We start from the raw sequence: 26,904 nt of genomic DNA, 5'->3' as shown, positions 1-26,904 counted from the left end.
GTGAATTGATGGGAGTAAAGCGTGTCATTTTTGATCGCGGCCCCGGACATGGTGGCAGCGGCGGCAACGGATCTTGCCAGCATCGGCTCGACTATCAATACCGCCAATGCCGCCGCGTCCGCCCTGACTACCTCGGTGGCGGCGGCGGCCGCAGACGAAGTATCCACCGCCGTCGCACACGTATTTGACACCTACGCGCAGGAATACCAAACCTTCGGTGCCCACATGGCGGCATTTCACGACCAGTTCGTCCAGACCCTCAACACCGGCGCACTCGCGTATACCGGCGCCGAGGCCGCGAACGCATCACCGCTGCAGGAACTACTCAACGCGGTCAACGCCCCCACCCAGGCACTCCTGGGCCGCCCATTGATCGGCAACGGCACCGATGGTGCTCCCGGAACCGGCGCCGACGGCGGGGCCGGCGGATTGCTGTGGGGCAACGGCGGCAACGGCGGCTCGGGAGCCGCCGGCCAAACCGGCGGCGACGGTGGTGTCGCCGGTCTCATCGGCACCGGCGGCAACGGTGGCGCCGGCGGCATCGGCGCGGCGGGTGGCATGGGAGGCGCCGCCGGGCTGTTCGGCGGCGGTGGCGTGGGAGGCGTGGGCGGAGCGGGCGCCGCCGGAGGCAGCGGCGGCACCGGCGGCCTGCTATTGGGCGATGGTGGTGCCGGCGGGATGGGCGGCGTGGGAATGGCTGGCGTCAACGGCGGTGTCGCGGGGCAGGGCGGCAGCGGCGGCCACGCGGTGCTGTTGGGCAATGGCGGCGCCGGCGGGCAGGGCGGCACCGGCATGGCCGGAACCGACGGGACCAACCCCACCCCGACCGGGACCGCGGGAACCGGGGCCTCGGGTAGTCCTTTCTCCGGAGACGGTCACGCCGGTTCCGGCCACACGGGCGATAGCGGCGCACCAGGCGAGAACGGCGGCACCGGAGGAACCGGCGGCGAAGCGACCGGCGCCGGGGGAATCGGCGGCACCGGGGGTAACGGCGGTGCCGCCGGCTCCGGAGGTGCCAACGGCGGCGATGGTGGGGTCGGCGGAGCGGCGACGGACACATTTGGCTTCGACAACAACCAAGGCGGCAACGGCGGCAACGGAGCCAACGGCAGTGGCCCCGGCGGCGCGGGTGGCGCTGGCGGGGACGGAGGCGCCTCGACCGCGGGCGGAGCGGCCACCGGCGGCAAGGGCGGCCATGGCGGCAACGGCGCCGCCAGCGACCTATCCGGCGGGAATGGCGGCGCGGCCGGCGCCGGTGGCAACGGCGGGAACGCCGGGCTGCTCGTCGGCAACGGCGGCGCAGGGGGAACCGGGGGTGTTGGCGGCTCCGGTGGCACGGGTGCCGCGGGCGGCGCCGGAGGCGCTGGCGGAGACGGCGGCACCGCGACTGGAAACTTCGACCCCACCGGTACCGCCGCCCAGGGACAAGAAGGTGGGGACGGCGGCTCCGGCGCCGACTCGACGGGAATCGGCGGCAACGGCGGCAACGGCGGCGTGGGCGGTAACGGCGGCAACGGCGGGCGGCTACTCGGCCTGGGCGGTGCCGGCGGCGACGCCGGCAATGGCGGTGTCGGGGGTACCGGCGGCGCCGGTGGCGCCGGGGGCGCCGGTGGCCATGGCGGCAACGCGACCAGCGGTCAGCTGAGCCAGGGCGGCAACGGCGGCAACGGCGGCGGCGGCGGCAACGGCGCGGACGGCGGCGATGGCGGCGCTGCCGGGCTCAGCGGCGGAAATGGCGGCCAGGGCGGGTTGATCGGGGTTTCGGGAGTGGACGGCGCGGCCGGAATCGGTGGCAGAGGCGGTGCCGGTGGGGCCGGTGGCGCCCTCGGGGCCGGCGGCGCCGGTGGCATCGCCGAGGGCCTGATCCACTTCGACGGTGACGCTGGGCTCAACGGTGTGGCAGGCACCGCCGGCAACGCCGGCCAACACGGCTAGACCCAACGGCGCACCCGCGACCACCACCGAGGGCCGCCATCTCGGACGTGCGGGATCGCAGCTAGAACCGGATCGACGCGTCACTGCACGACACCGCGCCCGGCGCGACCAAGATCGCCGAGAACCGGCGGGTAACGCGGCCGCCCGCCGCTAGGGGCTTCCGCCCCTATCCGTTACCTCGGCTAACTGGTTCGATGGTTGAGGTGGGTCCAGCAATCGGGCTTGATCACGGCATAAGGACGGATGCCGCGGCCCCCGGTAGGCCGCGGTGGCCGCCCAACTCGGCGGTCAAAGTTGACGCAACGGATTTTCTCGAGTCGCCGCAAAACATTGAGCCCCCCTGCGCACCTTCGCTGCTCTCAGCGCTGCGGGGACCGGGTCAGCTGACGCCAGCGCCGCCTCGACCCAACTAGTCGCTGGATGGCCGGGAGGAGAGACATGGACTGCCCGAATTGCTCGACACCACACCCTGAGGCGGCACGCTTCTGCTCTCGTTGTGGCACCCCTTTGCATCCCGCCATTCAGAGATCCCGGCACTTCGCTGCCCACCCCGAAGAACCGGTGCGTTCACTGGCGGTGGTGAGCACCCTGATGCCGCACCTGGCCGGGGGACGCCACCACATCTACCGGGGTGCTATCGGGCTGGCGCTGGTGACGGCGTTGATCGCCGCCGCATTCGGAATGCTCTCAGTCGCGCTGATCCTGGCCGCGATTGCGCTGCCCGCGGTGGTACTGACCTATATGCACGACCACGACGTGTGGCGTGGCGAGCCGATCAGCGTTCTCGGCTTGGCCCTGCTGGCGTCTCTGGCACTCGGTGTCGGGGTCGGGATGCTCGAACACCACCTCACCAAGCCGGTGCTGCTGGCCGCGCCGCGACATCGGATGCCGACCATGGCCCAGATCCTGGAATTGGGCATCCTCGTCCCGGCGGTGACCTTTGTCGCGGTGCTGATTCCGCCTGTGCTGGTGACCGCCCGCAGCGCCTTCCGGCACTCGGTCGATGCCGTAGTCATCTGCTCGCTAAGCGGGGCCGCGTTCTCTTTAGGCCTGAGCGTGGTCATACAACGCGGCGCCTTCACCCACCTCGGGGCTACCGCCGGGGATCCAGCTCACGTCGCGTTCATCGCCCTGACACTCGGCTTTTTGCAGCCGATCATCTTCGCTACCGCCGCCGCGATGGCGCTGGCGCCGCTGCGCGGGGTCGGCGTCAATACCGTCTCGGGACTGGCCAACGGTTTGGCGCTGCTGGTGCTTTACGGCTTGGCCACCGTCCTGCTAGCCCCCTACGGCACCCGTGGCATCGTGCTGACCACCTTGGCAGCGCTGGTGCTGGGCGCGGCCGGACTGCTCGGCGTGCGTTTCGCGCTGCATGTCTCGCTGTTGGCCGAAGCCCAAGCGGCCCTCACTGGGGCCGCCACGTTGGCGCGTGCCCCTGGCACCCACCAGGTCTGTGCCCACTGCGGCGCAATGATCGAGGCCGAGGCCGCCTTCTGCCAGGTCTGCGGGACAGCCACGGCCGCGCTGGCCCGCCACCCCGCCCCCAACGGTGGCAACACCACTGTCGATGTGGGGGCAACAACCGCTGCCGAACCAGGAGCCGTGATGCCCGCGACCCCGCCGCGCACTCCCCCGCCGCTGCGGTTCCCCGGCAACGGAGTGCAGGTGGGGCACCGGCTGCGACCGGTCACGGTCGCAGCCGTCATCGTGGTGATCGTCCTGGTCGCCGCGGCGGTGACCGCGTTGATCGTCTCGAGCGGCACCACCGGCCGGACCAAACTGCCGCCGATACTGCCCGGTGGCCATGCTGGGGCGACAGCGCCGGCGGGGGCCGGCGTCTCCCAACCCGTCAACCCGCCAACGGCTCTCCCGCCTGCGGTGCGGGGTGCACGACTCAGGCTGACCGCGGCGAATGCGATCACCATCGCGGACGGTATCTCCATCACACCCGCGCCGGGCTGGACGCTGACCGACCGGGGTCCGAACTGGGTGACACTGTTCGACCCCAACAACACGGCGGCGATACACGTTACGGTCAAACCAGCCGAGGGCACCGATGTCGCCGCGGTATTGCAGGGCGATGTCAATCAGTTGATCAGCGCGCAGTCGACCGGTTTGACCAACGTCAACGTGATGGGGGCACCCACAACGAAGACCCTGCAGAGTGAGAAATTCCAACAGGCAGCGTCGATGAACTACACCGCGGATTTCTCCGCACAGCTGGGCATTACCCACCTCATCGGAGTGTTCATGGAGTTGTTGAACACATCGAACCATCAGTCGGCGTTCATCGACTACCGGGAGACCAGCGACGTGAGCGCCGGCTATGTGGGTGCGGCCCAGATGATGATTGATTCCATGCTCTGAGGACGCGCGAAGGCAACCCAGCCTGTCGAAGTGCGACGCAGTGCCAATAACCGGCCATGCCCGGAGACACGCCGCGATGTGCGCGCGATAACCAAAAAAGCAAATTCATCCGATGGCGGATTTAGAAAATGCGTGCGCATGAACACAAGAAAAGGCCGTGAGTAATTCATCAAAGGGTGAATTCGAGAGACCCGCCCGGTTCGTCTAAATTGACCATTGCGCTGAAATCGCAGCAATAGTGCGCGAATCTTTATATCCTGTTGCAGTCGGCTGTCGTGGCCATTCTCGAAGGCGCCGTCAGCAATTTTTTTCCTGGGGCGTCATGAACCGATGGGAGCGCACTGTGTCGTTTGTCATCACAGCGCCGGAGCTGATTTCGGCGGCAGCGACCGATCTGGCCGGGATCGGTTCGACGATCAGCGCCGCCAATGCGGCGGCGTCGGCGTCGACCACCGCGATCGCCGCCGCGGCCGCCGATGAAGTGTCGACCGCCGTGGCCACGTTGTTCGGGACACACGCCCAGCAATACCAATCGCTGGGTTCCCAGATGGCCGCATTTCACGACGACTTCGTGCGGATTCTGGCCAACGGCTCAAACCTGTACGCGACGGCCGAAGCCACCAACGCCTCACCACTGCAACCACTGCTCGACCTCATCAATGCGCCCACCCAGGCCATCCTTGGGCGTCCGCTGATCGGCAACGGCTCCAACGGCACCTACCCCGGACAAGACGGAAGGGACGGCGGACTCTTGATCGGCAACGGCGGCAACGGCGCGGCCGGCGATTTCGGCCAAGCCGGCGGCGGCGGTGGATCCGCGGGGCTATTCGGCGATGGCGGTAATGGCGGAACCGGCGGCGCCGGTTCGGCTGGGGGCAATGGCGGCACCGGTGGGCTGTTGTTCGGCAACGGCGGCACCGGCGGAATGGGCGGCACCGCCACACTCGGCTTCAACGGCGGCATGGCCGGAGCTGGAGGCAACGGAGGTAGCGCCTTGCTGTTCGGCAGCGGCGGCGCCGGCGGACAAGGCGGCACCGGCGTGGCCGGAACGAACGGCTCCAACCCCCTGGTCTTCGACACCGCAAACCCGGGCACAGCCGGCCAAGATGTGACCACCACCGACGATCCCGCCGCCAACCCCCTCACCGGCGGCAACGGGTCGGAAGGCGCCGCGGGCAGCACCATCCAAAACGGCGGCGTTGGCGGGCAGGGCGGCAGCGCAACCTCATCCAACCAGAACAGCGCCCTGGGCGGCGATGGCGGCAAGGGCGGCGACGGCGCCAATGGCGGCATGGGCGGCAACGGCGGCAGCGGAGACACCTCCGGTCAGACCGATGCACCGCAGCCGTCGGCCACCGGCGGAAATGGTGGCAACGGGGGCGATGCCCAGGTTGCCGGTGGTGCCGGCGGCGCGGGCGGCTGGGGTGGCGACGGACATGCCAACCAGGGTGACGCCGTCGGCGGGGTCGGCGGGCGCGGCGGCGCCGGCTTCGCCAGCAGCGTGGCCGGCGGCGACGGCGGCACGGGAGGGACCGGCGGCCAGGGCGGCAATGCCGGCCTACTGTTCGGCAACGGTGGTACCGGAGGCGTCGGGGGCACCGGAGGCATGGGTGGCGCCGGCGCCGCCGGCGGAACCGGAGGCGATGGAGGTAACGCCGGATTCGCCATCGGCGGTAGCGATGGCACCGCCACCGGACAACAAGGCGGCGATGGCGGCTATGGGGCAGACTCGACCGCGATCGGCGGAACGGGCGGGGCCGGCGGCACTGGCGGTAACGGCGGAAACGGCGGGTGGTTGATCGGTTCCGGTGGCGCGGGTGGAGTCTCGGGCACCGGCGGGGTCGGCGGCACCGGCGGCGCCGGCGGCGCCGGCGGGATTGGCGGGATTGGCGGCAACACCTCATCGTCCTCGACGGCATCCGTTGCCGGCGAGGGCGGTCACGGCGGCGACGGCGGCGACGGCGGCGACGGCGGTAATGGCGGCGCGGCCGGCGCGGTTGCCGGTGCGGGCGGTCGCGGTGGCTTGATCGGTGCGGCCGGCGGGACCGGCTCGATCGGGGCCGGCGGCGCAGCCGGGGCGGGAGGCGCCGGCGGCGCGGGCGGCGCCGGAGGTGCCGGAGGTACCGCCCAGGGATCCGGGGCCAGCGGGGGTGCGGGCGCAAACGGACACACCGGACTCGATGGGGCGCCGGGCCAGCCGGGCTGATTCCGGCCCGCCCCGCTCCCCCGTCCGGCCCGGCCTCGTGCGGCTTTCCGGGCCCCGAAGACTATTGCACTGTTACCGGCCACTCATCGGACACTTCCTTGACGGCCAAATGCATTGGGCCCCTGCGCCTTCAGGGTAGACGGCCGCGACGGCCGAGGCGTGGATGGCTATGCAAAGTCAATGGAATTACATTGATAGGGCCACCGAATCACGTCCCACAATCGGGGGACAACGACTTCCCACAACCGGCGGATTAATTTCATATATCACAAATATTGTTTTAAACTATCCGCGTCCATAAAGATATCTGGAACAGAATACTAAAATACCATTCTGTTTTAGGAAATTCACACCGAAGATTGGGAACTTTGACGTGGCCATTGAACTGCTTTTCCGCGAGACCGAAACCACCTACTCGGCCTTCTATGCCGGCCTGAGCGCCGACGAGGTCGTTGAGTGAGCTGATCGCTCGAGACGCACTGTCACGGTGGGGATCGGTTGATCGAGGGGTATTGATCCCCACCAAGGCACGGCCCACCGCCCCTCGGAAATGGCTGCCAGCCAACACTATTGCCGCGCGCCATGGGGTACGGACCCGGGCGGGCGGCAACGAAGTTCTATCCGCTGGACACACCGGCGCCGTTGCGCGGCGCCGACGCGACAGCCGGGCTTCGAATTACCATGAGGCGAGCTGCACGGCTATCAGTCAATTATCGGGTGTCCACCGCGCTTGGCGACCCCCGGCTTGGCCCCCACCAAGCCGTTCTCCAATCAATTCCAGTTTTCATTCGCGGTAAGCCGCGAATAGCCGCCCGGCAGCGCCCAGTGCTTTGAAAATGCTCGACTATGCATTTCGCTCACCGGGAAAGAGCCGCTCAGCCGACGCGTTCCACTCCGGCGATGTTCCGCTTGCCACGGCGCAGCACCAGCCAGCGCCCGTGCAGGAAGTCCGAAGTCTGCGGTACCCACTCATCGGTCTCGACCCGAATGTTGTTGACCGACACCCCTCCTTCGCCGATGGTGCGCCGCGCCGCGCCCTTGCTGGCCGAAAGCCCGGTGGCCACCAGCAGATCCACGATGCCGTCCGGAGTGTCCGGCGCGAGTTCGGCGATGCTCGTCTCGCGCAGTGCCGCACCCAGAGTCGCCTCGTCGAGCCGGCTCAACTCGCCATGGCCGAAAAGCGCTCGGCTGGCGTGCTCGACGGCCTCGGTAGCCGCCTCCCCATGCACCAGGGTGGTGAGTTCGGCCGCCAGCCGGCGTTGGGCGGCGCGCTGGTGGGGCCGCTCGGCGGTGGCCTGCTCCAGCTCGGCCAGTTCCTCGGCAGCCAGGAAGGTGAACCACCGCAGGTAGCGGATCACATCCGCGTCGGCGGTGTTGACGAAGTACTGATACCAGGCGTACGGGCTGGTCATCTCGGGGTCCAGCCAAAGGCTGCCGCCGCCGGTCGACTTGCCGAACTTGGTGCCATCGGCGGCGGTCACCAGCGGGACCGTGAGGGCGTGCACCGCCGCACCCGACTTCTGGCGCACCAGGCGGACGCCAGCGATGATGTTGCCCCACTGATCCGATCCGCCGATCTGCAGCGTGCAGCCGTGGCGCCGGTGCAGTTCGACGTAGTCGTTGGCCTGCAGCAGCATGTAGCTGAACTCGGTGTAGGAGATCCCCTCCCCCTCCAGCCGCCGCCGGATGGTGTCCCGATCCAGCATCACGTTCACCGAGAAGTGTTTGCCGACGTCACGCAGAAACTCGACGGTCGACATGGCGGCGGTCCATTCGAGGTTGTTCTCGACGATCGCGCCGGTGGGAGATCCGTCGAAGTCGACGAAGCGTTCCAGCTGGCCGCGGATCCGCTCGGTCCAGTTGGCCACGGTATCGGCGTCGTTGAGACTGCGCTCACCGATGTCGCGAGGGTCGCCAATCATCCCGGTGGCCCCACCAGCCAACACGATGGGACGATGGCCCGCTCGCTGAAATCGCCGCAACGCCAATAGCGGCACCAGGTGTCCGGCATGAAGGCTTGCCGCGGTGGGGTCGAAACCGGCATAAACCGTCAGCGGCGGGCGCTGTGCGTCGGCGGCCAGCGCGTCAAGGTCGGTGGACTGGGCGATCAAGCCGCGCCAGCCCAGCTCGTCGAGGATCCCAGCTGACCCAGAAGAGTTTGAAGACATCGCGCAAGACTCTAGTCGCTGGCCCCGAGAGCGGGTGCTCGTGGACTTCGTCGATACGCCGACACCTCCGGACGGTCGGCCAACCACAACCGCCAGTGCCGGTCGGCGGCGCGGCTGATCCCCACCCGCGGCCCTGAGGCCGCCGCAACCGGTTCGTGCAGCTGCAGCGTGACCGGACTGGCCGGGTCAAATAAATCAATCCCGTTGTCATCCATGGTGATCCCTAGCGCCGAACACAGGTTTCCCGGACCACGCCCGAGCGCGGCGGTGGCAACCAGCTCACCCCGGCGGGACCGGGCGACATCGGTACCGCAGCCAATGGCGCACGCCCTGAGCAGCACCGCCGCGGCCGTACCGTCGGGACCACACGCGACGTTGGCGCATACGTGGATTCCGTGGCTGCGGTAGGTGTAGAGCCGACCGGGTGGACCGAACATGACGCAGTTGCGCGCACTGGGTCCGCGATAGGAATGGGCCGCCGCGTCGGGCCACGGGCCGTCGGGAACCCCGCCGTAGGCCTCGACCTCGACGATGACGCCGCACACCCCCCGCGCGGCGATGGTCGCCCCGAGCAGTCGATGTGCGGCAGATACCGGGTCGACCAGCAGTTGCTCAGCGCTCATCGCAGCGATTGTGCCCTTCCTCTTGACAAACCCCACTTCTAGGTTGACTATTCATCGCATGGTGACTTCAACAAGCGTTGAATCGCTAACAGGTGGGTCACAGCCGGCTGTCAGCATCAAGCACCTACGAGTAATCCGCGGCAAACACTCCGCGCTGCACGACCTCTCGGTCGACATTGCGCGCGGCACCATCACCGGGCTGCTCGGGCCATCCGGGTGCGGCAAGACCACCCTGATGCGCAGCATCGTCGGCACCCAGATCGTGACGTCGGGAACCGTCACCGTGCTGGGTCATCCGGCCGGTTCTGCCGTGCTGCGCCGCCAGGTCGGATATCTGCCACAAGATCCAGCGATCTACCACGACCTGCGAATCATCGACAACGTCCGTTACTTCGCCGCCCTCTACGGCTACAACAGGCAAGCCGCCGATGATGCGATCGCGCGAGTGGGCCTGACCGATCACCGCACCGACTACTGCGCCAACTTGTCCGGCGGACAGCGAACCCGGGTGTCGCTGGCGTGCGCGCTGGTGTGTCACCCCACGTTGCTTGTCCTCGACGAACCTACGGTGGGCCTGGATCCCGTTTTGCGCGTGGATCTTTGGCAGCAGTTCACCGAGCTAGCCCGCGCCCGAACGACATTGCTGATTTCCAGCCACGTCATGGATGAAGCCGAGCACTGCGGCGATCTGCTGCTGATGCGTGCTGGCCGCCTAGTGGCGCACACCACCCCGTCCCAACTACGGAAGGACACCGGATGCATGTCGCTGGAGGAGGCGTTTCTCTCCATGATCCGCCGCCACACCACCACGCACCAGGCCGAATAGGCCCGCGCGCGTACACCGCTACCACGACGCGAATCCTGCGTCAGCTCGCCGCCGATCACCGCAGCGTTGCGATGATCCTGCTGGTGCCGGTGCTGGTGATCACGCTGATGTATTTCATGTTCGAAAATGCCCCCCACCGCCCCGGCACGCAAACGCCGTTCAACAACGCATGTTTGATCCTGCTGGGTCTGTTCCCGCTTTTCGTGATGTTCATCATCACCTCGATCACGATGCAGCGAGAGCGGGCATCTGGGACGTTGGAGCGCGTACTGACCACGCCGCTGCGGCGGCTGGACATGCTGGCCGGTTACGGCACAGCATTTTCGCTCGCGGCGGCCGCACAAGCCACGGTGGCTTGCATCGTGTCGTTTTGGCTTCTGGGATTCGACACCGCGGGCAGTCCCGTGTGGGTCTTCGTAATCGCTGTCGTCAACGCCATTCTGGGAGTGGGTTTGGGATTGTTGTTCAGCGCCTTCGCCCGCACGGAGTTTCAGGCCGTGCAGTTCATCCCCTTGGTGATGGTGCCGCAGTTGCTGCTGGCCGGCATCATCGTCCCTCGTGCGGTCATGCCCACCTGGCTCGAGTGGGTCAGCAACGCCATGCCCGCAAGCTACGCTCTGGAAGCCTTGCAGCAAGTGGGAGCTCATCCCGAGCTCACCTACATCGCTCTTCGCGACATCGTCGTCGTGGTGGTTTTCGCGGTCGCATCCCTTTGCCTGGCCGCCGCAACCCTACGCCGACGGACGTCCTAGCGTGGAAACGACAAACACCGGACGCCGGCGACCTGGACGCCCCACCGGCACCTCAAACACCAGGGAACACATCCTGAGCTGTGCGCGAGAACTCTTTGCGCGCAATGGTCTTGACCGAACCTCGGTCCGGTCGGTGGCTGCGGCCGCCGGCGTGGATGCCGCTCTTGTGCATCACTACTACGGCACCAAACAACAGCTGTTCGCTGCCGCAATCCAAATCCCCATCGATCCGACCGTGGTGCTCGAGCAGATTGTCGAAACCCCGGTTGACGAACTCGGGCTCAAGCTGCCGTCCGTGTTGCTGCCACTGTGGGATTCCGAGCTGGGCACCGGGCTCATCGCGACCCTGCGGGCGTTGATGGCAGGCACCGAATCGAATCTGGCACGCTCTTTCCTGCAGGAGGTGGTGACGAGCGAAGTAGGTTCGCGAGTCGACTCCCCCACGGGAACCGGCAGGATCCGGGCCCAGTTCGTGACCTCCCAACTGCTGGGAGTGGTGATGGCTCGCCACATCGTCAAGATCGAGCCCTTCGCCTCACTGCCGGCCGACCAGGTCGCACAGGCCATCGCTCCCACCCTGCAGCGCTACCTCACCGGTGAACTGCCAGAGGAGATTGCATCATGAAACGAGCGCGCTCGTCAGCGATGACGTCGATGAGGCGGTGGGGCCGATCGACCAACAACACCAGGCCCTCGCCCGCGCTGCGGTAGACACGGCTCAGCCATGGGGGGCCAGGCAAACCTACCGCCACCCAGATATGACAGCCGACGCCGGCCAGCCCGGCACACCAAGACTCTCAGCACTCTCTGAGCGTTCGGTGTGCCGGGCCGAGGCTGGACTCGAGAGCCTGCTCGATGCCGTCGACCGAGAAGGCAACCCGATGCATTCCAATCTCGTTGGGCACCGTGGGCTTCGACTCCATCGCCGTTGGGTGGATGTACTCGAAGAGCTCGAGACGACCGTGCCCGTCTGGCGTCCGGAGCATCGCAACGTTGGCGTGATTGCCATCAAGGCCGACGGCAGTGTCGGTCCATTCACCACTGACCGTGTCACGCCCGACGACCGTGAGACCGAGGTCGGTGAGACGTGAGACCGAGGTCGGTGAGAAAGGAGATCGTTGCTTCGAGGTCGCGAACGGCGATGCCGACATTCTCGAGTTTAGTGGCCATGCGTGGCACGCTACCGAACCGGACCCAGGCACGAATCCTCGTCGCGTTCGTTGTGGCCGTAGGGACGTCCTCCGGTAGTCACGCCCCGCCGCATTGTCGGGTTGCGCCGTCAGCCCGCGGGCGAATCCGTCGGTAAGCCAGGTGCCGTGAAGCGAGCGTGCTCATCGTCGGTGACGTCGCGGGCCTGATCGATCAGCAAGACCGGAATGTCGTCGTCGATCCGATATGCGCGCCGTAGCCGCGGGTTGTAGAGCAGCCGGCCCCGTTCGCCGTCCTCGACGAGCAGCAGCGGACCCCGGTCGGCCGGGCACACCAGGATCTTGAGCAGCTTTCCGTCAAGCATCGGCGGGCGCCTCGCCGCTGAGTTCGGCACGTACCGCTGGCGTCAACCGTCGGAACTCGCTGGTGTCGGCATCGAAATACCATGCCTGGCGTCCTGGCTTGGGAAGCCCGGCCGCCCGCAGGGCGCTGACCGTCGGACGGTAGGTCGCGCTGAGCGAGAGCGTCGGCACCACGTGCACGAGGTCGGGGCCCAGGCCGATCGGCATGCCGGCCACGGCATCGGTCAGGTCGGCCCCCGTGATGGTCGCGCCCGGGCGCAGTGTCACTGCCGATACCGCGAGCTGATGCTCGCCGACCGAGACTTCGTAGGTGACCGCAAGGTCAACGGCGTCGATGATGCCGAGCGCGTCGGTGACGGGTTCGACATAGATCATCCCGCGCGCGGTGCGCGCCACCGAGCCGCGCCGGCCCACCAGCCAGAAGTCTCCGTCCTCGTCGCGGCGGAACAGGTATTCGGTGGATATCCAGGTGTCCGCGGGGGCAAAAACCCCGCGTTTGACCGAGGCCGTCGGATCGATGGGGCCTCTGGATTGGGCCAGCAGCACCCCGACCTGGTTTGCCTCGGCGATCTGCACGAAGCCACGCTCGTTCTCCAGAATCAGGTCGTGTTCGGCATCGTAGGCACCGAGCTCAACACGTCCAGCCCCGGGCAACGGCCGACCTTTGCTGCCGATCTTGGCGCCAGACACATTGGCCAGCACCGCCTGTCCGTCGGTGGTAGCGAAGAACTCGACGACGTGAGCGGGTGCGAACGTCTCAACGACGCGCTCCCAGAGTCCGGTCGGCATCCCAGAGCCGATGAACAGCCGCACCGGGTGGTTACCGTGCAACGCAAACTCGGGATTGTCGACCACGTCACGCAGCATCGCCCAGGTGTAGGAAACCACCGTCACGCCGTATCGCCGCACTTCGTTGAGGAACCGGTCTGGCCGCAATCCGCGGGACAGCGCAATGCGGGCGCCTCCAACAACCGCACCGCCCAAGCTGACCAGCAGCGCGGACTCGTGGTGCAGCGGAGTCAAGGCGTAGACCGTGTCCTTGCGGTCCAGGGAGGCCGTTGAGGCGGTTCCAAAAGCCGACACCGCCCAGCGATAGTTGGTGATCTGTTTCGCCACCAGTTCACCGCCGATTCCGCTGAACGCGATGAAGGCCAGATCCCTTGCTAGACCGGGGTTCTGCCGATACCAGGCGGGCAGTTCGACGGCGTCCGGGTCGATCTGTTCCATGTCGATGACGTCGGCGTCCTCGGGCAGGTCCAGATCGCGCGCCTCGCCACCGCCCAGCACCAATATCTGCCCCGGGAGTTGCCGTGCAGCACCGAGATTGGTTGGGTCAGCCAAGATCTCGGTCGCTCCCCCAAGCCGAACCTGGGCAGCAAGGTCGACGTCCTGGCGCATCAGCACCGCCACCGCCCCCAACCGGGACAGCGCCGCGATCGCGACCAGGGCGCTGGGCCGTGTCTCCATCAGCACGCCCACCCGGTCACCTTGTCGCACACCGACTTCGATCAGACCCCGAACGACGTTGTTGATGCGCCGGTTGACGGCCTCGTAGGTGTGCACGCGATCGTCGAACAACAGGAATTCGCCCTGCGGCGCGTCACGTGCTTGCTCGTCGATGATGCGGCCCAGCGAAATTCGGGTATGGTCATTGAGCTGGCCCAGTCGAGCCAGGCGCGGCAGCGTGCGGACCGTTTCAACGGCCAGGGTGCGCACCGATCTATTGGCCGCAAAGACCGCCTCAGCCGCACCGCGAGCCACGGCCAGCGCCGCCTCCGAGACCTCCCCGAGGCCGTGCGCGACACGGGAGCTGAACGCGACACCGCTGTCGGTGTGTTCGGCCGGCTGCTCGACCATCAGGCCGATGTTGGCCGGCTTGTCTGCGTCGCGAGACAGCCAATTCACCCAGTCCGCGACGGTCGGCCAGCTCTGCTGGGCAGCCCTGGATCCCACGACGAGGCCGAAATGACCGGTCCGGATCAGGCATTCGTAGACATCGGTGTTGGGTGCCGCGCGCCGGATACCGCGCACCGACGCCGGCTGCCCGATGTCGTCGACTTCGCCGACGAACGCCAGTACAGGGCAGGTGATATCGGTGAGTGTCACCATCTGCCCGTTGATGGCGAAACCACCGGTCATCATTCGGTTGTGCGCAATGAACTGCTTGAGCAGCTCCGAGATCGCCGGACCCGACCAGGCGATCCACCCTTCGCGCTCAAGGAATCTGCGCTGCTGCTCGCGCGGCAGCAACGCTTCACGGTCGTGCAGCTGACGCACGAAATCCACCCGGGCCTTGGCGGTCTTGAGCGGGTCCATCATCTGAAAGCCGGCGCGCGCCATCCAACTTGGGATATCCAGCCGGTTGAAGACATGATCGGCCATGAAGTCTGCGATGGCGGCCCCATAGTTGGCCGGAATGCCCATCGGCAGAGCCGCCAAGGTGTCCACCGGGGAGCCGAACGCCACGATGCTGGCGATGTTCTTGGAACGCCGATACGCGGCGGCCTGATAGCAGAACATGCCCCCTTGCGAATACCCGACGATGTGCACGTCGCTGCCGGTGGTGTCCTTGACCGTGTCGATGACTTCACTGAGCGCCACGATGTGGTCGGCGAGGTTGCGGCGCATGCCGCCCTCGACTTTGTCGGGTGAGCCGAAGTCGATGACCCAGGGGTCCAGTCCCCGGGCATGCAGGATTCCGACGGCGCCTTCTTCTCGGGTGACGTCCCACATGTCGGCCGACATCATCATCGGGTGCACCATCAACACCGGTGGTCCGACCGGCGGCTGACCCGGCCGGTTGTCCGGCGGAAAGTATCGTCGCAGCTTGTACATGGGTACGCTCTCGACGATCTGCGAAGGCGATGGGACGCTGCCCGTTTCCAGGCCTCCCAGCCGTAGCACTTCCAAACCATTCTGGGCGGTGGCCACCAGACGCTCGACCGGGCGTGTGACCATCGACAAATTGAGATCCACCACTGCTCCCTGATTGTGCCTTGACAGCGTGGACATCATGGCACATGTACAAGCAGAGCGGTTCCAGTCACGCTGTTTGCGGGTGCGAAAGACCCTGATCCGAGCAGGGCGACGATTCGTCGCGGTCGACAAGAGGAGGTGCCGCGTCGGCCGCTCGGTCGGCCAATTGGCAGCCGGCGGCATCCGTGTGGGTTTTCTGGACCCTTGACCATGGCATGGCGGCACGGTGACACATGGTTGCCCCACCCGGTGGCAGCCCTCCAATGATTCGTCGCACAGCGGGTGGTCCTGCCAGCCGTGGAACGTCTCCGCGTGTGCCGAGTTAGCCAGAGACGGTTCTTCTTGTCCTCTTGCGAGACGAACGCCAGTCGTCGGTACCGGATTTGCTGGCCTTTGCCCGCGGCTCAGCGCGCGGTGAAATCGCACATTTAGCCGAATGCGACCCGCACGTGCCTGGATGCGTACGCCGGCGCCGTGTACTCTCGATAACATCGGGGCAGGATCGAACAGGGATCGGTAGTCGTTCTTACCTGCGTTTTCTGCCAGCAGCCTACAGCACGCGGCAAACATGAACGGCGGGTTCGATTGCCCAGAAGGTGCCTCGCGTGACGTACTGTATTGGTGTAATGCTCGACAGGGGAATGATTTTCGCCTCGGACTCCCGTACGAATGCCGGCGTGGACAACTTCTCCAAGTTCTGCAAGATGACGGTATTTGAGCGTCGCGGCAACCGCGTTATAGTTCTGCTGAGTTCAGGAAACCTAGCCGGAACGCAGGCCGTCATCAGCGTACTGACACAGCGCTGCGCAGACAGTGGCGGGGCTGCCAATATCCTGGACGCTCGAACTATGTTCGACGTCGTGAGGCTGGTCTCGGATGCAACGCGCGATATCGAAAAGCGAGACGGTAAGTACCTGGAAGAGAACAGCATTCGTTTCAATGCTTCGTTCATCGTCGGCGGGCAGATCAGAGGAGAGCCGATGCGGCTGTTCCGGACCTATGCCGAGGGCAATTTCATCGAAGCAGGAGCCGAGACACCCTTCCTGCAGACCGGTGAAACCAAGTACGGCAAGCCGATCCTCGACCGCGTGCTTACACGACAAACGACAATCGCAGATGCTGCGAAGTGTGTACTCGTGTCTTTCGATTCGACCATGCGCAGCAATTTGTCGGTTGGCATGCCGATCGACTTGATTTGCTATGAACGGGACAGCCTAGAAGTACAGGGGCGGCGGAGATTCGACGAGGGCGACGCATATTTCACCGCGCTCGGCCACGCCTGGGGCGAAGGTGTGCGGCAAGCGTTTCGCCATTTGCCCGAGTTGCACTGGTGAGGCGGTCGTCACGGTGGATACCTTCATCATCACCTGCGAACACGGCGGCGATCGGATACCCCCGCCCTACCGGCTGCTGTTTCGGGGAAAACGGCCACTACTGGATTCCCACCGTGGCTACGATCCCGGGTCGCTGATCATGGTGGATGCACTCGCCGGCGAGTTTGCAGCGCCACCGGTGGCGTCAACTGTCAGCCGTCTGCTCATCGATCTCAATCGCTCGATCGGCCATCCACAACTCTTTTCGGCGGTAACCCGCGTCCTATCAGCCCAGATCCGGGCGCAGATCATCGAACAGCAGTACCGGTCCTACCGCATCCAGGTCGAGCGTCTCGTCACTCAGGCGGTGGCGCGCGGCCATCACGTGATCCACATCTCGTCGCACAGCTTTGTCGCGGAGCTAGATGGCAAAGTGCGCCGCACCGATGTGGGCTTGCTCCACCACCCCAGCCGGCAAGGGGAGGCGGATCTGTGTGCCCACTGGAAAGAGTCGCTCGCGGAATCCGCTCCCGATCTTCGCGTACGGCGCAATTACCCCTATGCCGGAAAAGGCGAAGGGTTGACCTCGCACTTGCGTGTGCGATTCGCTCCGAGCGACTACGTCGGTATCGAACTCGAGGTCAATCATGGCATCACTTTGACCGGAGGCCGACGCTGGGCAGCGTTGCGGCGCAAGCTGATCGATTCGCTACGCACGACATGTACGGCCTGACCGCGCCATGATTCACGCCCTGGGCCAAGTGGCTCGAGAAAGTGCCTATCGCGCTACCCACGCGGTAAGCCATAAACGCCTTCACCTGCTGGATACCGGAGAAAAATAATGCAGATTCACGTCGGCTTCGAAATGATCTACGAATGCCCGCAGCCCACACCGATGATCTTGAACCTCAACGTTCACTTCACCCGCGTGTCCGATCTCGTCGGCCGCGACGACCTGACCATCGGCCCGCCCGTCCCGATGGCAGCCTATCGTGACAGCTTCGGCAACTGGTGCACCCGCATCGTTGCGCCCAAGGGGCGCACCCGGGTCTCGGCCGACGCGCTCGTCAACGACACCGGACTCCCCGACCCCATTGTTCCTCAGGTACAACAGATTCCCGTTCAGGACCTACCAGAGGAGACCCTTGTCTTTCTGCTCGGGAGCCGGTACTGCGAAACCGATCGGCTTTCGGAGACTGCATGGAAGCTCTTCGGGAAGACGCCACCGGGATGGGGCCGCGTTCAGGCCATCTGCGACTACGTTCAGCAGCATGTCACTTTCGGCTACGAACACGCCCGCATGACACGGACGGCGCTGGAAACGTATTACGACCGGACCGGCGTCTGCCGCGATTTCACACATCTCGCCGTTGCGTTTTGCCGCTGCATGAACATCCCCGCGCGCTACTGCACCGGCTACCTCGGCGACATCGGCGTACCCCCAGTCGACGATCCGATGGACTTCTCCGCCTGGTTCGAGGTCTTCCTCGGCGGGCATTGGCATACCTTCGACGCGCGCCACAACACCCCGCGCATCGGCAGAGTGTTGATCGCACGTGGCCGCGACGCGGCTGACGTCGCACTCAACAACACGTTCGGCCCCAACACATTGACAAGCTTCAGGGTATGGACCGATGAGGTACCCGCTGGTCCGGTTCAAGCGCCCAAGCCGTCGACGGCATGAGGACTGCCCGTGCCGGCGCAACATCCGTCGACACCACCAGAGAGCGGGAACACTAACGCCATACCAACTTGCACATAGCACCCGGTTGAGTGCAGCCAGTGGGTCTCAGCCGGTCTTCGCTTATGCTCCCATGCTTCCCAGTATCGGTGCGCTCGTGCGCAGGGCGTCGGTCACCCATAACCAAGCCTGTGCCACAGCTGCGTGCTGCATCCAGGAGCGCCTCCGGTGCCACGCGGACGGGCCGGCGGTGGCCGGCAGGGGCGCGTTGTACGCGGCCGGCAACCGGCTCGCATTACAGAAGGACCGGGTTGGACATGGCACCATCTAAATGATGGACATCGGCTAGCGAAGGAGCGGCGATGAAAAGGGACCGGGCAGAACAAATCGAGCAGGAATTGCTGCAGCCGCTCGCAGAGGCCCTGCGCGCTCAGCTTGGTGATGTGGGGGAAGTCCACGTCCGCAATGAGCCGCGCCTGATGTCTGGTGAACGGGTCGAGTACACGACCTGGCTCGAAGTCGCGCTTCACGGTGCACGAACCGAAGTTATCTTTCGGCCGCTGAACCGCGAGGATTTCTCTGCGATCTGGCAATGGGGAAAGGCCGGCAGATTCATCTTCCCGATTCCACAAGGAGACGGTGGTGCCGACGACAGCGCCCCAACGTCCATTGATGCGGTAGCCGAACGCATCTGCCAAACCGCAAGCATGTGGCATGAGGAACCGCCCGAATCGTTTGGTTGGTCAGTCACCTGACGGCAAGGTGCTCCGGGTCGAAATGCCAAGCCGGCGCTGAAAGCGTTGAACGCCTTGGAATTTGAATCCTCGTCCACCGACCGGGTCCTGCCCCCCCCCCCCGGTGAGGCGCCCAGTGCTTCTAGTGCGCCCGCGGCATCAGAGGACCATTGCTGGCCCCTACTTGGGTCGTTCGCGGATCGGCCGCACCACCTTCGGAATCCCAGGTCGACTTCGCCTCCGCCAACTCTTTGTGCCCGTCGGCGCGATCAATGCCCGCGCCGAGCACTTCCCTGGCGGTTGGGTACGTCCTATCGGTACCCGCTGAGGTGGGCCGCCCCATAGCGGCATGGTTGGTGATAGCTCGCGATTCGGTGATGTGCGTCATCCTGCTCCGTCTGGCCGCGGGTGCGAGCTGTCGTTTGGGCCCGAGGGAATCCGGATGGGGCGATCTCTTATGGCGTGGTGCTATGCGGATGCCGCACCGTCGTCTTCCTCAGCCGGCGATTGTTCATCGGCTCTCGCCCCGCCTTCTGGTGTTCAATCTGCCGAATCAGCTCGTGCTTTGCTTCGCCAAGGGCGTGGGTTATGTCCGGGCTATCAGCAACCGCCACCAGAGGCGGAAAGCCGGGCAGACTCGCGCGCAATGTGACGCGCTGCTCCTTGCCGCCGCGGTCCTGCAAGGAGACATCCACGACAACCTGATGGGAATCCCACCTTCCCAGGTGGGGCCAGAGCGTCGCCAGTTCCTCCACCACGTGGCGGCGCTCCTTCTCTTTGAAACCCGCACCCAAACGAAGCACATATCCCCCGTCATGCCCTCGCTCGTGCTCAGAATTGCTCATTGTGGCCTCATTTCGGGCGTTCCGGTCGCCGATGGCCGCATAGGCGGCGACATTGCCGTGGCGTTGATCGCGCCGGATAGGCACCCGGGCGCGGTTGTTCTTGTCTCTCGTGGTGGTTCTGCGTTGGCTGCAAGGCGCGGCCACACAGTTCGGAATTGTCGCGATGAGTCGGCTTCGTGGAATGACCGCACCCGTTTTACGGGACTGACGCAAAACATCGACAATGACAGCAAACCTGCCTGAGCACTTGCCATCAGTTGCCGTCGGAGCCGGACTTTTGGTCAAAACGCTTGCTAGATGGCCCATCTACAACGTATGACTACAACGCAGTCTACGCGCTCGGATGCTGCTTGGCGAAGCTTCGGCGACAATGGGTCAAGATTCAGTCGCCAGTAACATCGCTGACGGCGTCGGGGTGGTCGTGGTGTCTGGTCCAGACATGACAACACCGGCGCCACCGATGACGTGCGCGACGGCGTGTCGAGGGATCTACTCTCGCGATGCTGCGTGCGATCGTTCTCCAGGTCCGCGGCCACCGGCACGGCCAGTCGACTTGGTACGGGCTCCGAACGGAGCGGGTATGGATACGCTCCTGCCTAATTCACGTTCAGGCAACACCCTGTCTGGCGAATATTCGGTAGGCCAAATCGGCAACCTCCTGAGCACATCCCCAGGAGAGGCTGATGCCGGCGCCACCATGACCGTAGTTGTGCACGATCCGAGTGCCGGGCTGGGCTTCCAGCCGCACTCCGTCGCGGCGGAAGGGCCGCAACCCGACCCGTACCGGATGAATCACGTCCGGTGCAGCGCTGCGCAATGCCGGCAAGAACTCGACGCAGCGATCGAACATCATGCGCAACGGCGGATAGTCAGCCAGATTCAATTCGGTGTCGTATCGGTCCGGCTCGACAAGCCCGCCCAGCACCAGCTGATCCGATCCGCGAGGCACGATCGAGATCAGGTTCTGCTGGTCGGTAGCGGCATCGTTGGCCACCACGTGAGCTGCGGTTACCCGCGAGGTCGCGGTACGTTCCTGCAGCACCCGCAGCAACGCGCCGCGGTGCGGAACCACGGTCGTGTCCTCGGCCAGCTCCCGCGCGCCCAGTCCCGCGCAGTTGATGATCAATTCGGCACGGTATTCGGTCAGCAGCCGATTTTCCTGATTGACGAGCGGGCCGAAGATGCGACGACGGTCGACGCAGACGCCCGCATTCTTGGCCTCGCGAGCAAGCCAGGCCAGATACCAGTCGGTATCAATGGTGGGTGCCAGGTAGGAATAGGCGTCGATCACACCCGAGTCCCGGTTGACGCCGTGCTTATCGATCAGCGCCGGGTCGTGGAGGAACCCCGGCACAAATCGCTTCACCTCAGACATCTTCGCGAACTCGATCGGGTCGTCCTCGATGCGGCGACCGAAGTAGTACACCGCCGGCCTCAGGCCCACCCCGGTACCCGGATCCGAGGCGAGCTGGGCGAAGCGGAGGTAGGAACGCATCGCCCAACCCGCGTATCGAGCCAATACAGCCTGGTCGTGGTAGCGGCCGCACCGCGACGGCGGCCACTCCCACATCGCCCCGGCCGCCGAGGACACCGCGTCAATGCCGAACCCGTCGGCCGAGACGACGACCTGCCAACCCCGCTTGGCCAGCACCATCGCGGTGGTCCATCCGCTCACACCGGCCCCGATGACCACGACCCGTGGCCGGTCCCCGAGCGTCATGACCGCACCCGCTCCGCGTTGGCGCAACGCACCGACCCAGTGGGGCCGGCATTTGTCTGGTGGCACCTTCGGTCCACAACACGATTCACGACATTCTCTTTCCTGCATCAAGTGCCGCGAACACGCGGCATCGGACCTGGACAGCGGCGAACGCTGACCGGTCAGCGGCGAGAGATGCAGTTCCGGGCCAGGATGCTCCGGCCCGTAGCGGCCATGACAAGGCGAATAGGCCCAGGCGATCCCGGCGGCCCTCGGGTGGCCGAGAACACCGTTACAGCCAGCCAAGCGACCAGCGCGACCTCTGTCGCCAGGACGCCCGGTCCAACCGCGCCGGTTATCCAGCCGTGCTGTATCGCGTCGGGGCAAGCTTGGGTCTGCCGCACGCAGTGGCAATCGTGGGCGGCCCGCACGCCGGGCGATCCAGCAAACACTTGACCGGACGCGGCGATCAGGTTTGACAGTGCCCGACCAGCGGCACTCTCGGCCTGTCGCCCGTGGCACGCAATGAGGCTCCCGAGCAACCAAACGACAGCGACCGCGGCGATCAGGTAACGCGGCCACGGTTTCAGGAGAGTCCTCTCAACGCACATGGCAGCGATCAGACTAGCACCCCTAGGGGGTATATCCCAGCGCGAAACCGGCCAGCCCGCACCAGCGCGGCAGCATGCCCCGAATACGAGCTGTTGACGTGGTTCTTTCGAGCGAAACCCGGAGGCGTCACGGCGCGGCGCCACAACTCGGCTATACCAGATACCTGTACCGGGTATAATGGGAAGGTGCCCGCTCCCCCGTCGCCACCGCCGAGGATCCCTTCGACCTAGTCACCCAACCACGCTGACGTAACAGGTCGCCGTCTCGGCGAAGAAGCGACGTTCACTCACCCACCCAGACCCATCGGCCGACGTGTCGCGCAAGACCTACCCAGCAAATCCCCGACGGGCACCTTCTCGGCGAGCACATCCCCCGGTCGGCGGGGTGACCGATGTTGGGTCGGCGACCGAACGCAAGCCGCCGGCATCCTCGCCGGTAGTTTTGGGCCGGTGGCACACCTACTCGGGGCCGAGTCCATACACCTGGCATATCCGACTCAGGTGATATTCGACTCGGTGACATTGGGCGTCAACGATGGCGCACGCATCGGGATCGTCGGTCGAAATGGGGACGGCAAGTCCAGTCTGCTCGGGCTGCTCACCGGAGGACTGCAACCGGACTCCGGCCGGGTGACCCGACGCAGTGGCTTGCGTATCGGCGCGGTCAGCCAAAGCGACAACCTGGACCCGAGCCATACCGTCGGTTGGACACTTGTCGGGGACCAGCCCGAACACCAGTGGGCCGGCAACGCGCGCATCCGCGACGTGGTCAGCGGCCTGGTATCCGACATTGGCTGGCACGCCAAGGTTGGCACGCTCAGCGGCGGCCAGCGCCGGCGTGTGCAGCTGGCCCGCCTCCTGATCGGCGACTGGGATGTGATCGCCCTAGACGAGCCCACCAACCACCTCGACATCGAAGGAATCACCTGGCTGGCCAGCCACCTCCAACAACGCTGGGCGCGCAACACCGGCGGACTGCTGCTGGTCACCCACGACCGCTGGTTTCTCGACGAGATCGCCACCACCACCTGGGAAGTTCACGACGGAATCGTGGAGCCCTTTGAAGGCGGTTACGCGGCCTACGTGCTGCAGCGAGTGGAACGCGACCGGCTGGCGGCCACGGCCGAAGCCAAGCGGCAGAACCTGATGCGCAAAGAATTGGCCTGGTTGCGGCGCGGCCCGCCAGCGCGAACCTCTAAACCGAAGTTCCGGATCGAGGCCGCAAATCAACTGATCGCCGACGTGCCGCCGCTGCGCAACACCGTCGAACTGGCCAAGCTCGCCACCGCCCGGCTGGGCAAGGACGTCATCGATCTACTCGACGTGTCGGTGTCCTACGGTGACCGCCCGGTGCTGCGTGAGGTCGAGTGGCGGATCGGCCCGGGTGAGCGCACCGGCATCGTCGGCGCCAACGGCGCCGGAAAGTCCACCCTGCTGGGGCTGATCGCCGGGACCATCCAACCCGACTCGGGTCGCGTCAAGCGCGGCAAGACCGTCCGGATCGCCGTGCTTGATCAGCAGGGCGACGCGCTGGCCTCGGCCGCCGAAGACCGGATCGCCGATGTGTTGGGCCGGCTGCGCGCCGACTACCAGGTCGACGGGCGCGAAGTCACCCCGACACAGTTGCTGGAACGCCTGGGCTTCGCCAAGGGGCAACTGTCCGCGCGAGTCAGCGAACTCTCCGGCGGGCAGCGGCGGCGGTTGCAGCTGATGCTCACCCTGCTGTCGGAACCCAACGTGCTACTTCTCGACGAGCCGACCAACGACGTCGATACCGACATGCTGACCGCCGCCGAGGACCTACTCGACTCCTGGGCCGGCACCATGATCGTCGTCTCGCACGACCGCTATCTGCTCGAACGAGTCACCGATCAGCAGTACGCGATCCTGGACGGCCAGCTGCGCCACCTGCCGGGCGGCATCGACGAATACCTGCAAATGGCGGCACGTCCGGCGGCCAAGGCCAGCCAAGAACCGGCCGCGCCAGCACAGGCGATGTCGGGCGCTCAGCGCCGGGCCGCCGAGAAAGAGTTGACCGCACTCGACCGCCAACTCGCCCGTCTGGCCGAACGCATCGCGGCAAAGCACACCGAACTCGCCGAATACGACCAGTCCGATCACGTCGGGATCACCGAGCTGACCCAGCAGCTGCGGGCGCTCGAAGACGAGGTTGTCGCGACCGAGGAGCGTTGGCTCAAACTCTCCGAGACACTTGAATGAGCACCTACCGGACGGTGCCCTACCGTCCCGGGGAGGCACTGCTGGCGCTGTATCGGCGCCGTGGTGCATTCATCGACGCGGGAGTCGGGCGCCACGGTTTCGTCTATCTGCTGGGCCCCGAGGCGAACAGGTTCGTGTTCGCCAATGCCGACGCGTTCAGCTGGCGCGAGACGTTCGAGAGCCTGGTGCCCGTCGATGGACCGACCGCACTGATCGTCAGCGACGGCGAGGATCACCGCCGTCGCCGCAGCATCGTGGCGCCCGGACTGCGACACCGAAGCGTGCAGGACTATGTCGCCACCATGGTGTCCACCATCGACAACGTCATCGACAGCTGGCGGCCAGGGCAACCACTGGACATTTACCAGGAGTTTCGTTGCGCGGTGCGCCGCAGCACGACCGAGAGCCTGTTCGGCCTACGGCTGGCCTCCCATTCGGACTATCTGGGCCGACAACTGCAGCCTCTGATCGACCTGACCCACCGGCTGCCCCAGGTGATGCAACTACAGCAGCGGCTCAACTCACCGGGTTGGCGGCGGGCGATGGCCGCGCGCACCCGCATCGACGAACTGATCGATGCTGAAATCGCCAACGCTCGCGCGGGGCCCAGCCCCGACGACCGCATGCTGACCGCACTGATCAACGGCCGTTCCGAAGAAGGCTGCGCGTTGAGCGACAACGAGATTCGCGACTCCATCGTTTCGCTCATCGCGGCCGGCTACGAGACCACCAGCGGTGCGCTGGCGTGGGCCACCTACACCTTGCTCACGTTGCCCGGCGCCTGGGAGACGGCGGCCCGCGAGGTTGCCCGGGTGCTCGGCGGCACCGCGCCCAGCGCCGAGACCCTCGGCGCTCTCACCTACCTCAATGGCGTTGTGCACGAAACGCTTCGGCTCTACTCACCGGGAGTGGTCTCGGCGCGCCGGCTGATCCGCGACCTCTGGTTCGACGGGCACCGGATCAACTCGGGACGACTGCTGATCTTCAGCGCATACGTAACCCATCGAATCCCCGAAGTATGGCCGAATCCCACACAGTTTCTCCCGCAGCGCTGGGATCCCGCCGCACCGGACTACCGCAAGCCCGCGCCTCATGAGTTCATCCCGTTCAGCGGCGGACTGCACCGCTGTATCGGGGCGGCGATGGCCACCACCGAGCTGGTGGTGCTGCTCGCCCGGCTAGTCGCGCGCACCAGGCTTAGGTTGCCCGCTCAGCGCATCCGCGCGGCCAATTTTGCGGCACTGGCCCCCAAACCGGGGTTGAAAGTCGAATTCGTCGACTCAGTGCCAGCGCAGTAACACCAGCTCCGCGCAGAATCCGGGACCCATGGCCAGCATCAGACCCGGGCTGCCGCTGGGCGGAACTTTGGCGATGGTGTCACGCAGAATGTGCAACACCGACGCCGAGGAAAGGTTGCCGATTTCGCCCAATGAGCGCCACGTCAGCTCGAGGGCATCCGAGGGCAACCCGAGGCTGTTGGTGATCGCGTCGAGGACCTTGGGTCCGCCCGGGTGACTCACCCATGCACCGATGTCGTTCTTGGTCAGATCGTGCATGGCCAAGAAGGCGTCAACGTCGTCTGGCAGGTATTCCTCGATCAGATTCGTCAGTTCCGGAGCCAGCCTCAGCTGCAGCCCGTGAGACCCAACATCCCAGCCCATGATGTCCAGCGACTCCGGGTACAGGCGGCTGCGCGAGTCGAGGATGTCAGGGCCGCCGGCACGAATCTGTTCCGCGCGCCGGTCGCCGACAGCGACCACGGCCGCTGCGCCGTCGCCAAACAACGCGGTCCCCACGATGCCCGACACGGTGGGTGTGACGGCGGGATAAGTGAGCGAGCACAACTCGACAGCGATCAGCACCGCGACGCCGTCGGGCGCACCCCGCAGGTAGTCATGCAGGCGCGCCACCCCGGCCGCACCCGCCACGCACCCCAGGCCGAAAAGCGGCATACGGCGTACGTCGGGGCGCAGTCCGAGGCGGCCGGCAATCCGGGCATCCAGCGACGGGACCGCGACTCCGGTGACCGTCGTGGTGATGATCAGGTCGATGTCCTGAGGCGTCAATCCCGCCTCGTCAAGCGCGCCCATCAGGGCCTCAACGCCAAGATCCACGGCTTTTTCGATGAAGATCTCGTTTGCATCGCCGAAGTCGGTCAGCGCCGGGTATTGCTCGAGTGGCAAAACAAATTGGCGGCTGTTGACCTTCGCCGCGGCATGCATGCGCCGAACAATCTCTTCATGTTCCTTCAGGCCGGGGAACTCGAGAAACGACTCGGTGATCTCACTTTGGCTATAACGATGCGGTGGTAACGCACCAGACACACCTGCGATAACACTCATTGCTCTGCCCTCAATTACTTATCGGCCAGCCCACCCGTAGCGATACTGAAGTTTAGGCGGATCTGCGGGGTCTCGCAAAGTCGCACGTATTCAAC

20 protein-coding genes and 1 pseudogene are annotated in these 26,904 nt (G+C 65.7%); 12 read left to right on the top strand and 9 right to left on the bottom strand.

Features of this window, described 5'->3' with window-relative positions; all coding sequences use genetic code 11:
- The first annotated feature begins 21 nt into the window (after positions 1–21).
- The 3 genes from CCUG20998_RS12040 (at position 22) to CCUG20998_RS12030 (ending at position 6,508) form a co-directional block, all read left to right on the top strand.
- Complete coding sequence (locus CCUG20998_RS12040; protein ID WP_103653989.1) at positions 22–1,935, top strand: PE family protein; 1,914 nt, start codon at positions 22–24, stop codon at positions 1,933–1,935.
- Between the two features lie 420 nt (positions 1,936–2,355).
- On the top strand, positions 2,356–4,302 hold the full coding sequence (locus tag CCUG20998_RS12035; protein WP_231389663.1) for a zinc ribbon domain-containing protein: 1,947 nt from the start codon (positions 2,356–2,358) through the stop codon (positions 4,300–4,302).
- Positions 4,303–4,645: 343 nt separating this feature from the next.
- Positions 4,646–6,508 (top strand): PE family protein, encoded by a 1,863-nt coding sequence (locus CCUG20998_RS12030; protein WP_038579557.1) that lies wholly within the window; start codon positions 4,646–4,648, stop codon positions 6,506–6,508.
- 875 nt (positions 6,509–7,383) lie between these two features.
- On the opposite strand, the gene tyrS is transcribed toward CCUG20998_RS12030, so the two are convergent.
- Together tyrS and CCUG20998_RS12015 are read right to left on the bottom strand one after the other, a co-directional pair.
- Positions 7,384–8,676 (bottom strand): tyrosine--tRNA ligase, encoded by a 1,293-nt coding sequence (gene tyrS, locus CCUG20998_RS12020; RefSeq protein ID WP_020728777.1) that lies wholly within the window; start codon positions 8,674–8,676, stop codon positions 7,384–7,386.
- A gap of 11 nt (positions 8,677–8,687) precedes the next feature.
- Complete coding sequence (locus CCUG20998_RS12015; protein WP_020728776.1) at positions 8,688–9,299, bottom strand: DNA-3-methyladenine glycosylase; 612 nt, start codon at positions 9,297–9,299, stop codon at positions 8,688–8,690.
- A 58-nt stretch (positions 9,300–9,357) separates the two neighbouring features.
- Here CCUG20998_RS12015 and CCUG20998_RS12010 point away from each other — a divergent pair, with 58 nt between their 5' ends.
- The 3 genes from CCUG20998_RS12010 to CCUG20998_RS12000 are packed head-to-tail and all read left to right on the top strand — an operon-like array spanning position 9,358 to position 11,502.
- Positions 9,358–10,125, top strand: a complete 768-nt coding sequence (locus tag CCUG20998_RS12010; RefSeq protein WP_020728775.1) for an ABC transporter ATP-binding protein — start codon at positions 9,358–9,360, stop codon at positions 10,123–10,125.
- Entirely contained in the window at positions 10,056–10,877 is an 822-nt protein-coding gene (locus tag CCUG20998_RS12005) for an ABC transporter permease (RefSeq protein ID WP_181005868.1), read from the top strand. The genes CCUG20998_RS12010 and CCUG20998_RS12005 overlap by 70 nt, the downstream gene beginning before the upstream one ends.
- A 1-nt stretch (position 10,878) precedes the next feature.
- Positions 10,879–11,502 carry a TetR/AcrR family transcriptional regulator gene (locus CCUG20998_RS12000; protein ID WP_103671037.1) on the top strand — a complete coding sequence of 208 codons (624 nt, stop codon included), beginning with the start codon at positions 10,879–10,881 and terminating at the stop codon, positions 11,500–11,502.
- Positions 11,503–11,716: 214 nt separating this feature from the next.
- On the opposite strand, the pseudogene CCUG20998_RS28405 reads toward CCUG20998_RS12000, so the two are convergent.
- From CCUG20998_RS28405 to CCUG20998_RS11985, 3 genes and pseudogenes are all read right to left on the bottom strand, one after another.
- Positions 11,717–12,047 (bottom strand): annotated as a pseudogene (locus tag CCUG20998_RS28405) (VOC family protein); the annotation flags it as partial.
- 109 nt (positions 12,048–12,156) lie between these two features.
- Positions 12,157–12,390 (bottom strand): Trm112 family protein, encoded by a 234-nt coding sequence (locus CCUG20998_RS11990; RefSeq protein ID WP_020728767.1) that lies wholly within the window; start codon positions 12,388–12,390, stop codon positions 12,157–12,159.
- Positions 12,383–15,367 carry an acyl-CoA synthetase gene (locus CCUG20998_RS11985; RefSeq protein ID WP_099052712.1) on the bottom strand — a complete coding sequence of 995 codons (2,985 nt, stop codon included), beginning with the start codon at positions 15,365–15,367 and terminating at the stop codon, positions 12,383–12,385. The genes CCUG20998_RS11990 and CCUG20998_RS11985 overlap by 8 nt, the downstream gene beginning before the upstream one ends.
- Positions 15,368–15,969: 602 nt before the next feature.
- On the opposite strand from CCUG20998_RS11985, the gene CCUG20998_RS11980 reads away from it, so the two are divergent.
- The 4 genes from CCUG20998_RS11980 (at position 15,970) to CCUG20998_RS11960 (ending at position 19,113) form a co-directional block, all read left to right on the top strand.
- Positions 15,970–16,698: a proteasome-type protease gene (locus CCUG20998_RS11980; RefSeq protein WP_036455631.1), complete on the top strand. Its 729-nt coding sequence runs from the start codon at positions 15,970–15,972 to the stop codon at positions 16,696–16,698.
- Between the two features lie 13 nt (positions 16,699–16,711).
- Positions 16,712–17,410, top strand: a complete 699-nt coding sequence (locus CCUG20998_RS11975; RefSeq protein WP_020728764.1) for an N-formylglutamate amidohydrolase — start codon at positions 16,712–16,714, stop codon at positions 17,408–17,410.
- A 162-nt stretch (positions 17,411–17,572) separates the two neighbouring features.
- Positions 17,573–18,361 (top strand): transglutaminase-like domain-containing protein, encoded by a 789-nt coding sequence (locus tag CCUG20998_RS11970; protein ID WP_240642845.1) that lies wholly within the window; start codon positions 17,573–17,575, stop codon positions 18,359–18,361.
- A 359-nt stretch (positions 18,362–18,720) separates the two neighbouring features.
- Positions 18,721–19,113, top strand: coding sequence for a hypothetical protein (locus CCUG20998_RS11960; RefSeq protein WP_020728762.1), 393 nt, complete (start codon positions 18,721–18,723; stop codon positions 19,111–19,113).
- A 434-nt stretch (positions 19,114–19,547) separates the two neighbouring features.
- On the opposite strand, the gene CCUG20998_RS28400 is transcribed toward CCUG20998_RS11960, so the two are convergent.
- The 3 genes from CCUG20998_RS28400 to lpqS form a co-directional block, all read right to left on the bottom strand.
- On the bottom strand, positions 19,548–20,243 hold the full coding sequence (locus tag CCUG20998_RS28400) for a hypothetical protein (protein ID WP_231389661.1): 696 nt from the start codon (positions 20,241–20,243) through the stop codon (positions 19,548–19,550).
- Positions 20,244–20,544: 301 nt separating this feature from the next.
- The gene (locus CCUG20998_RS11950; RefSeq protein WP_020728759.1) at positions 20,545–21,657 is read right to left on the bottom strand and encodes an FAD-dependent oxidoreductase; all 1,113 of its coding nucleotides are present in this window, start codon (positions 21,655–21,657) and stop codon (positions 20,545–20,547) included.
- Positions 21,658–21,818: 161 nt separating this feature from the next.
- On the bottom strand, positions 21,819–22,247 hold the full coding sequence (gene lpqS, locus CCUG20998_RS29440; protein WP_036455627.1) for a putative copper homeostasis (lipo)protein LpqS: 429 nt from the start codon (positions 22,245–22,247) through the stop codon (positions 21,819–21,821).
- A gap of 450 nt (positions 22,248–22,697) precedes the next feature.
- Here lpqS and CCUG20998_RS11940 point away from each other — a divergent pair, with 450 nt between their 5' ends.
- The gene (locus CCUG20998_RS11940) at positions 22,698–24,467 is read left to right on the top strand and encodes an ABC-F family ATP-binding cassette domain-containing protein (RefSeq protein WP_020728757.1); all 1,770 of its coding nucleotides are present in this window, start codon (positions 22,698–22,700) and stop codon (positions 24,465–24,467) included.
- Positions 24,468–24,481: 14 nt separating this feature from the next.
- The gene (locus CCUG20998_RS11935; RefSeq protein WP_099052711.1) at positions 24,482–25,765 is read left to right on the top strand and encodes a cytochrome P450; all 1,284 of its coding nucleotides are present in this window, start codon (positions 24,482–24,484) and stop codon (positions 25,763–25,765) included.
- Here CCUG20998_RS11935 and CCUG20998_RS11930 read toward each other — a convergent pair.
- Positions 25,748–26,809: a type III polyketide synthase gene (locus CCUG20998_RS11930; RefSeq protein ID WP_020728755.1), complete on the bottom strand. Its 1,062-nt coding sequence runs from the start codon at positions 26,807–26,809 to the stop codon at positions 25,748–25,750. The genes CCUG20998_RS11935 and CCUG20998_RS11930 overlap by 18 nt on opposite strands.
- Positions 26,810–26,904 lie beyond the last annotated feature (95 nt).

Source organism: Mycobacterium marinum (assembly GCF_003391395.1).
Classification (GTDB): Bacteria; Actinomycetota; Actinomycetes; order Mycobacteriales; family Mycobacteriaceae; genus Mycobacterium; species Mycobacterium marinum.
This window is presented reverse-complemented; position numbering and strand designations above follow the sequence as displayed.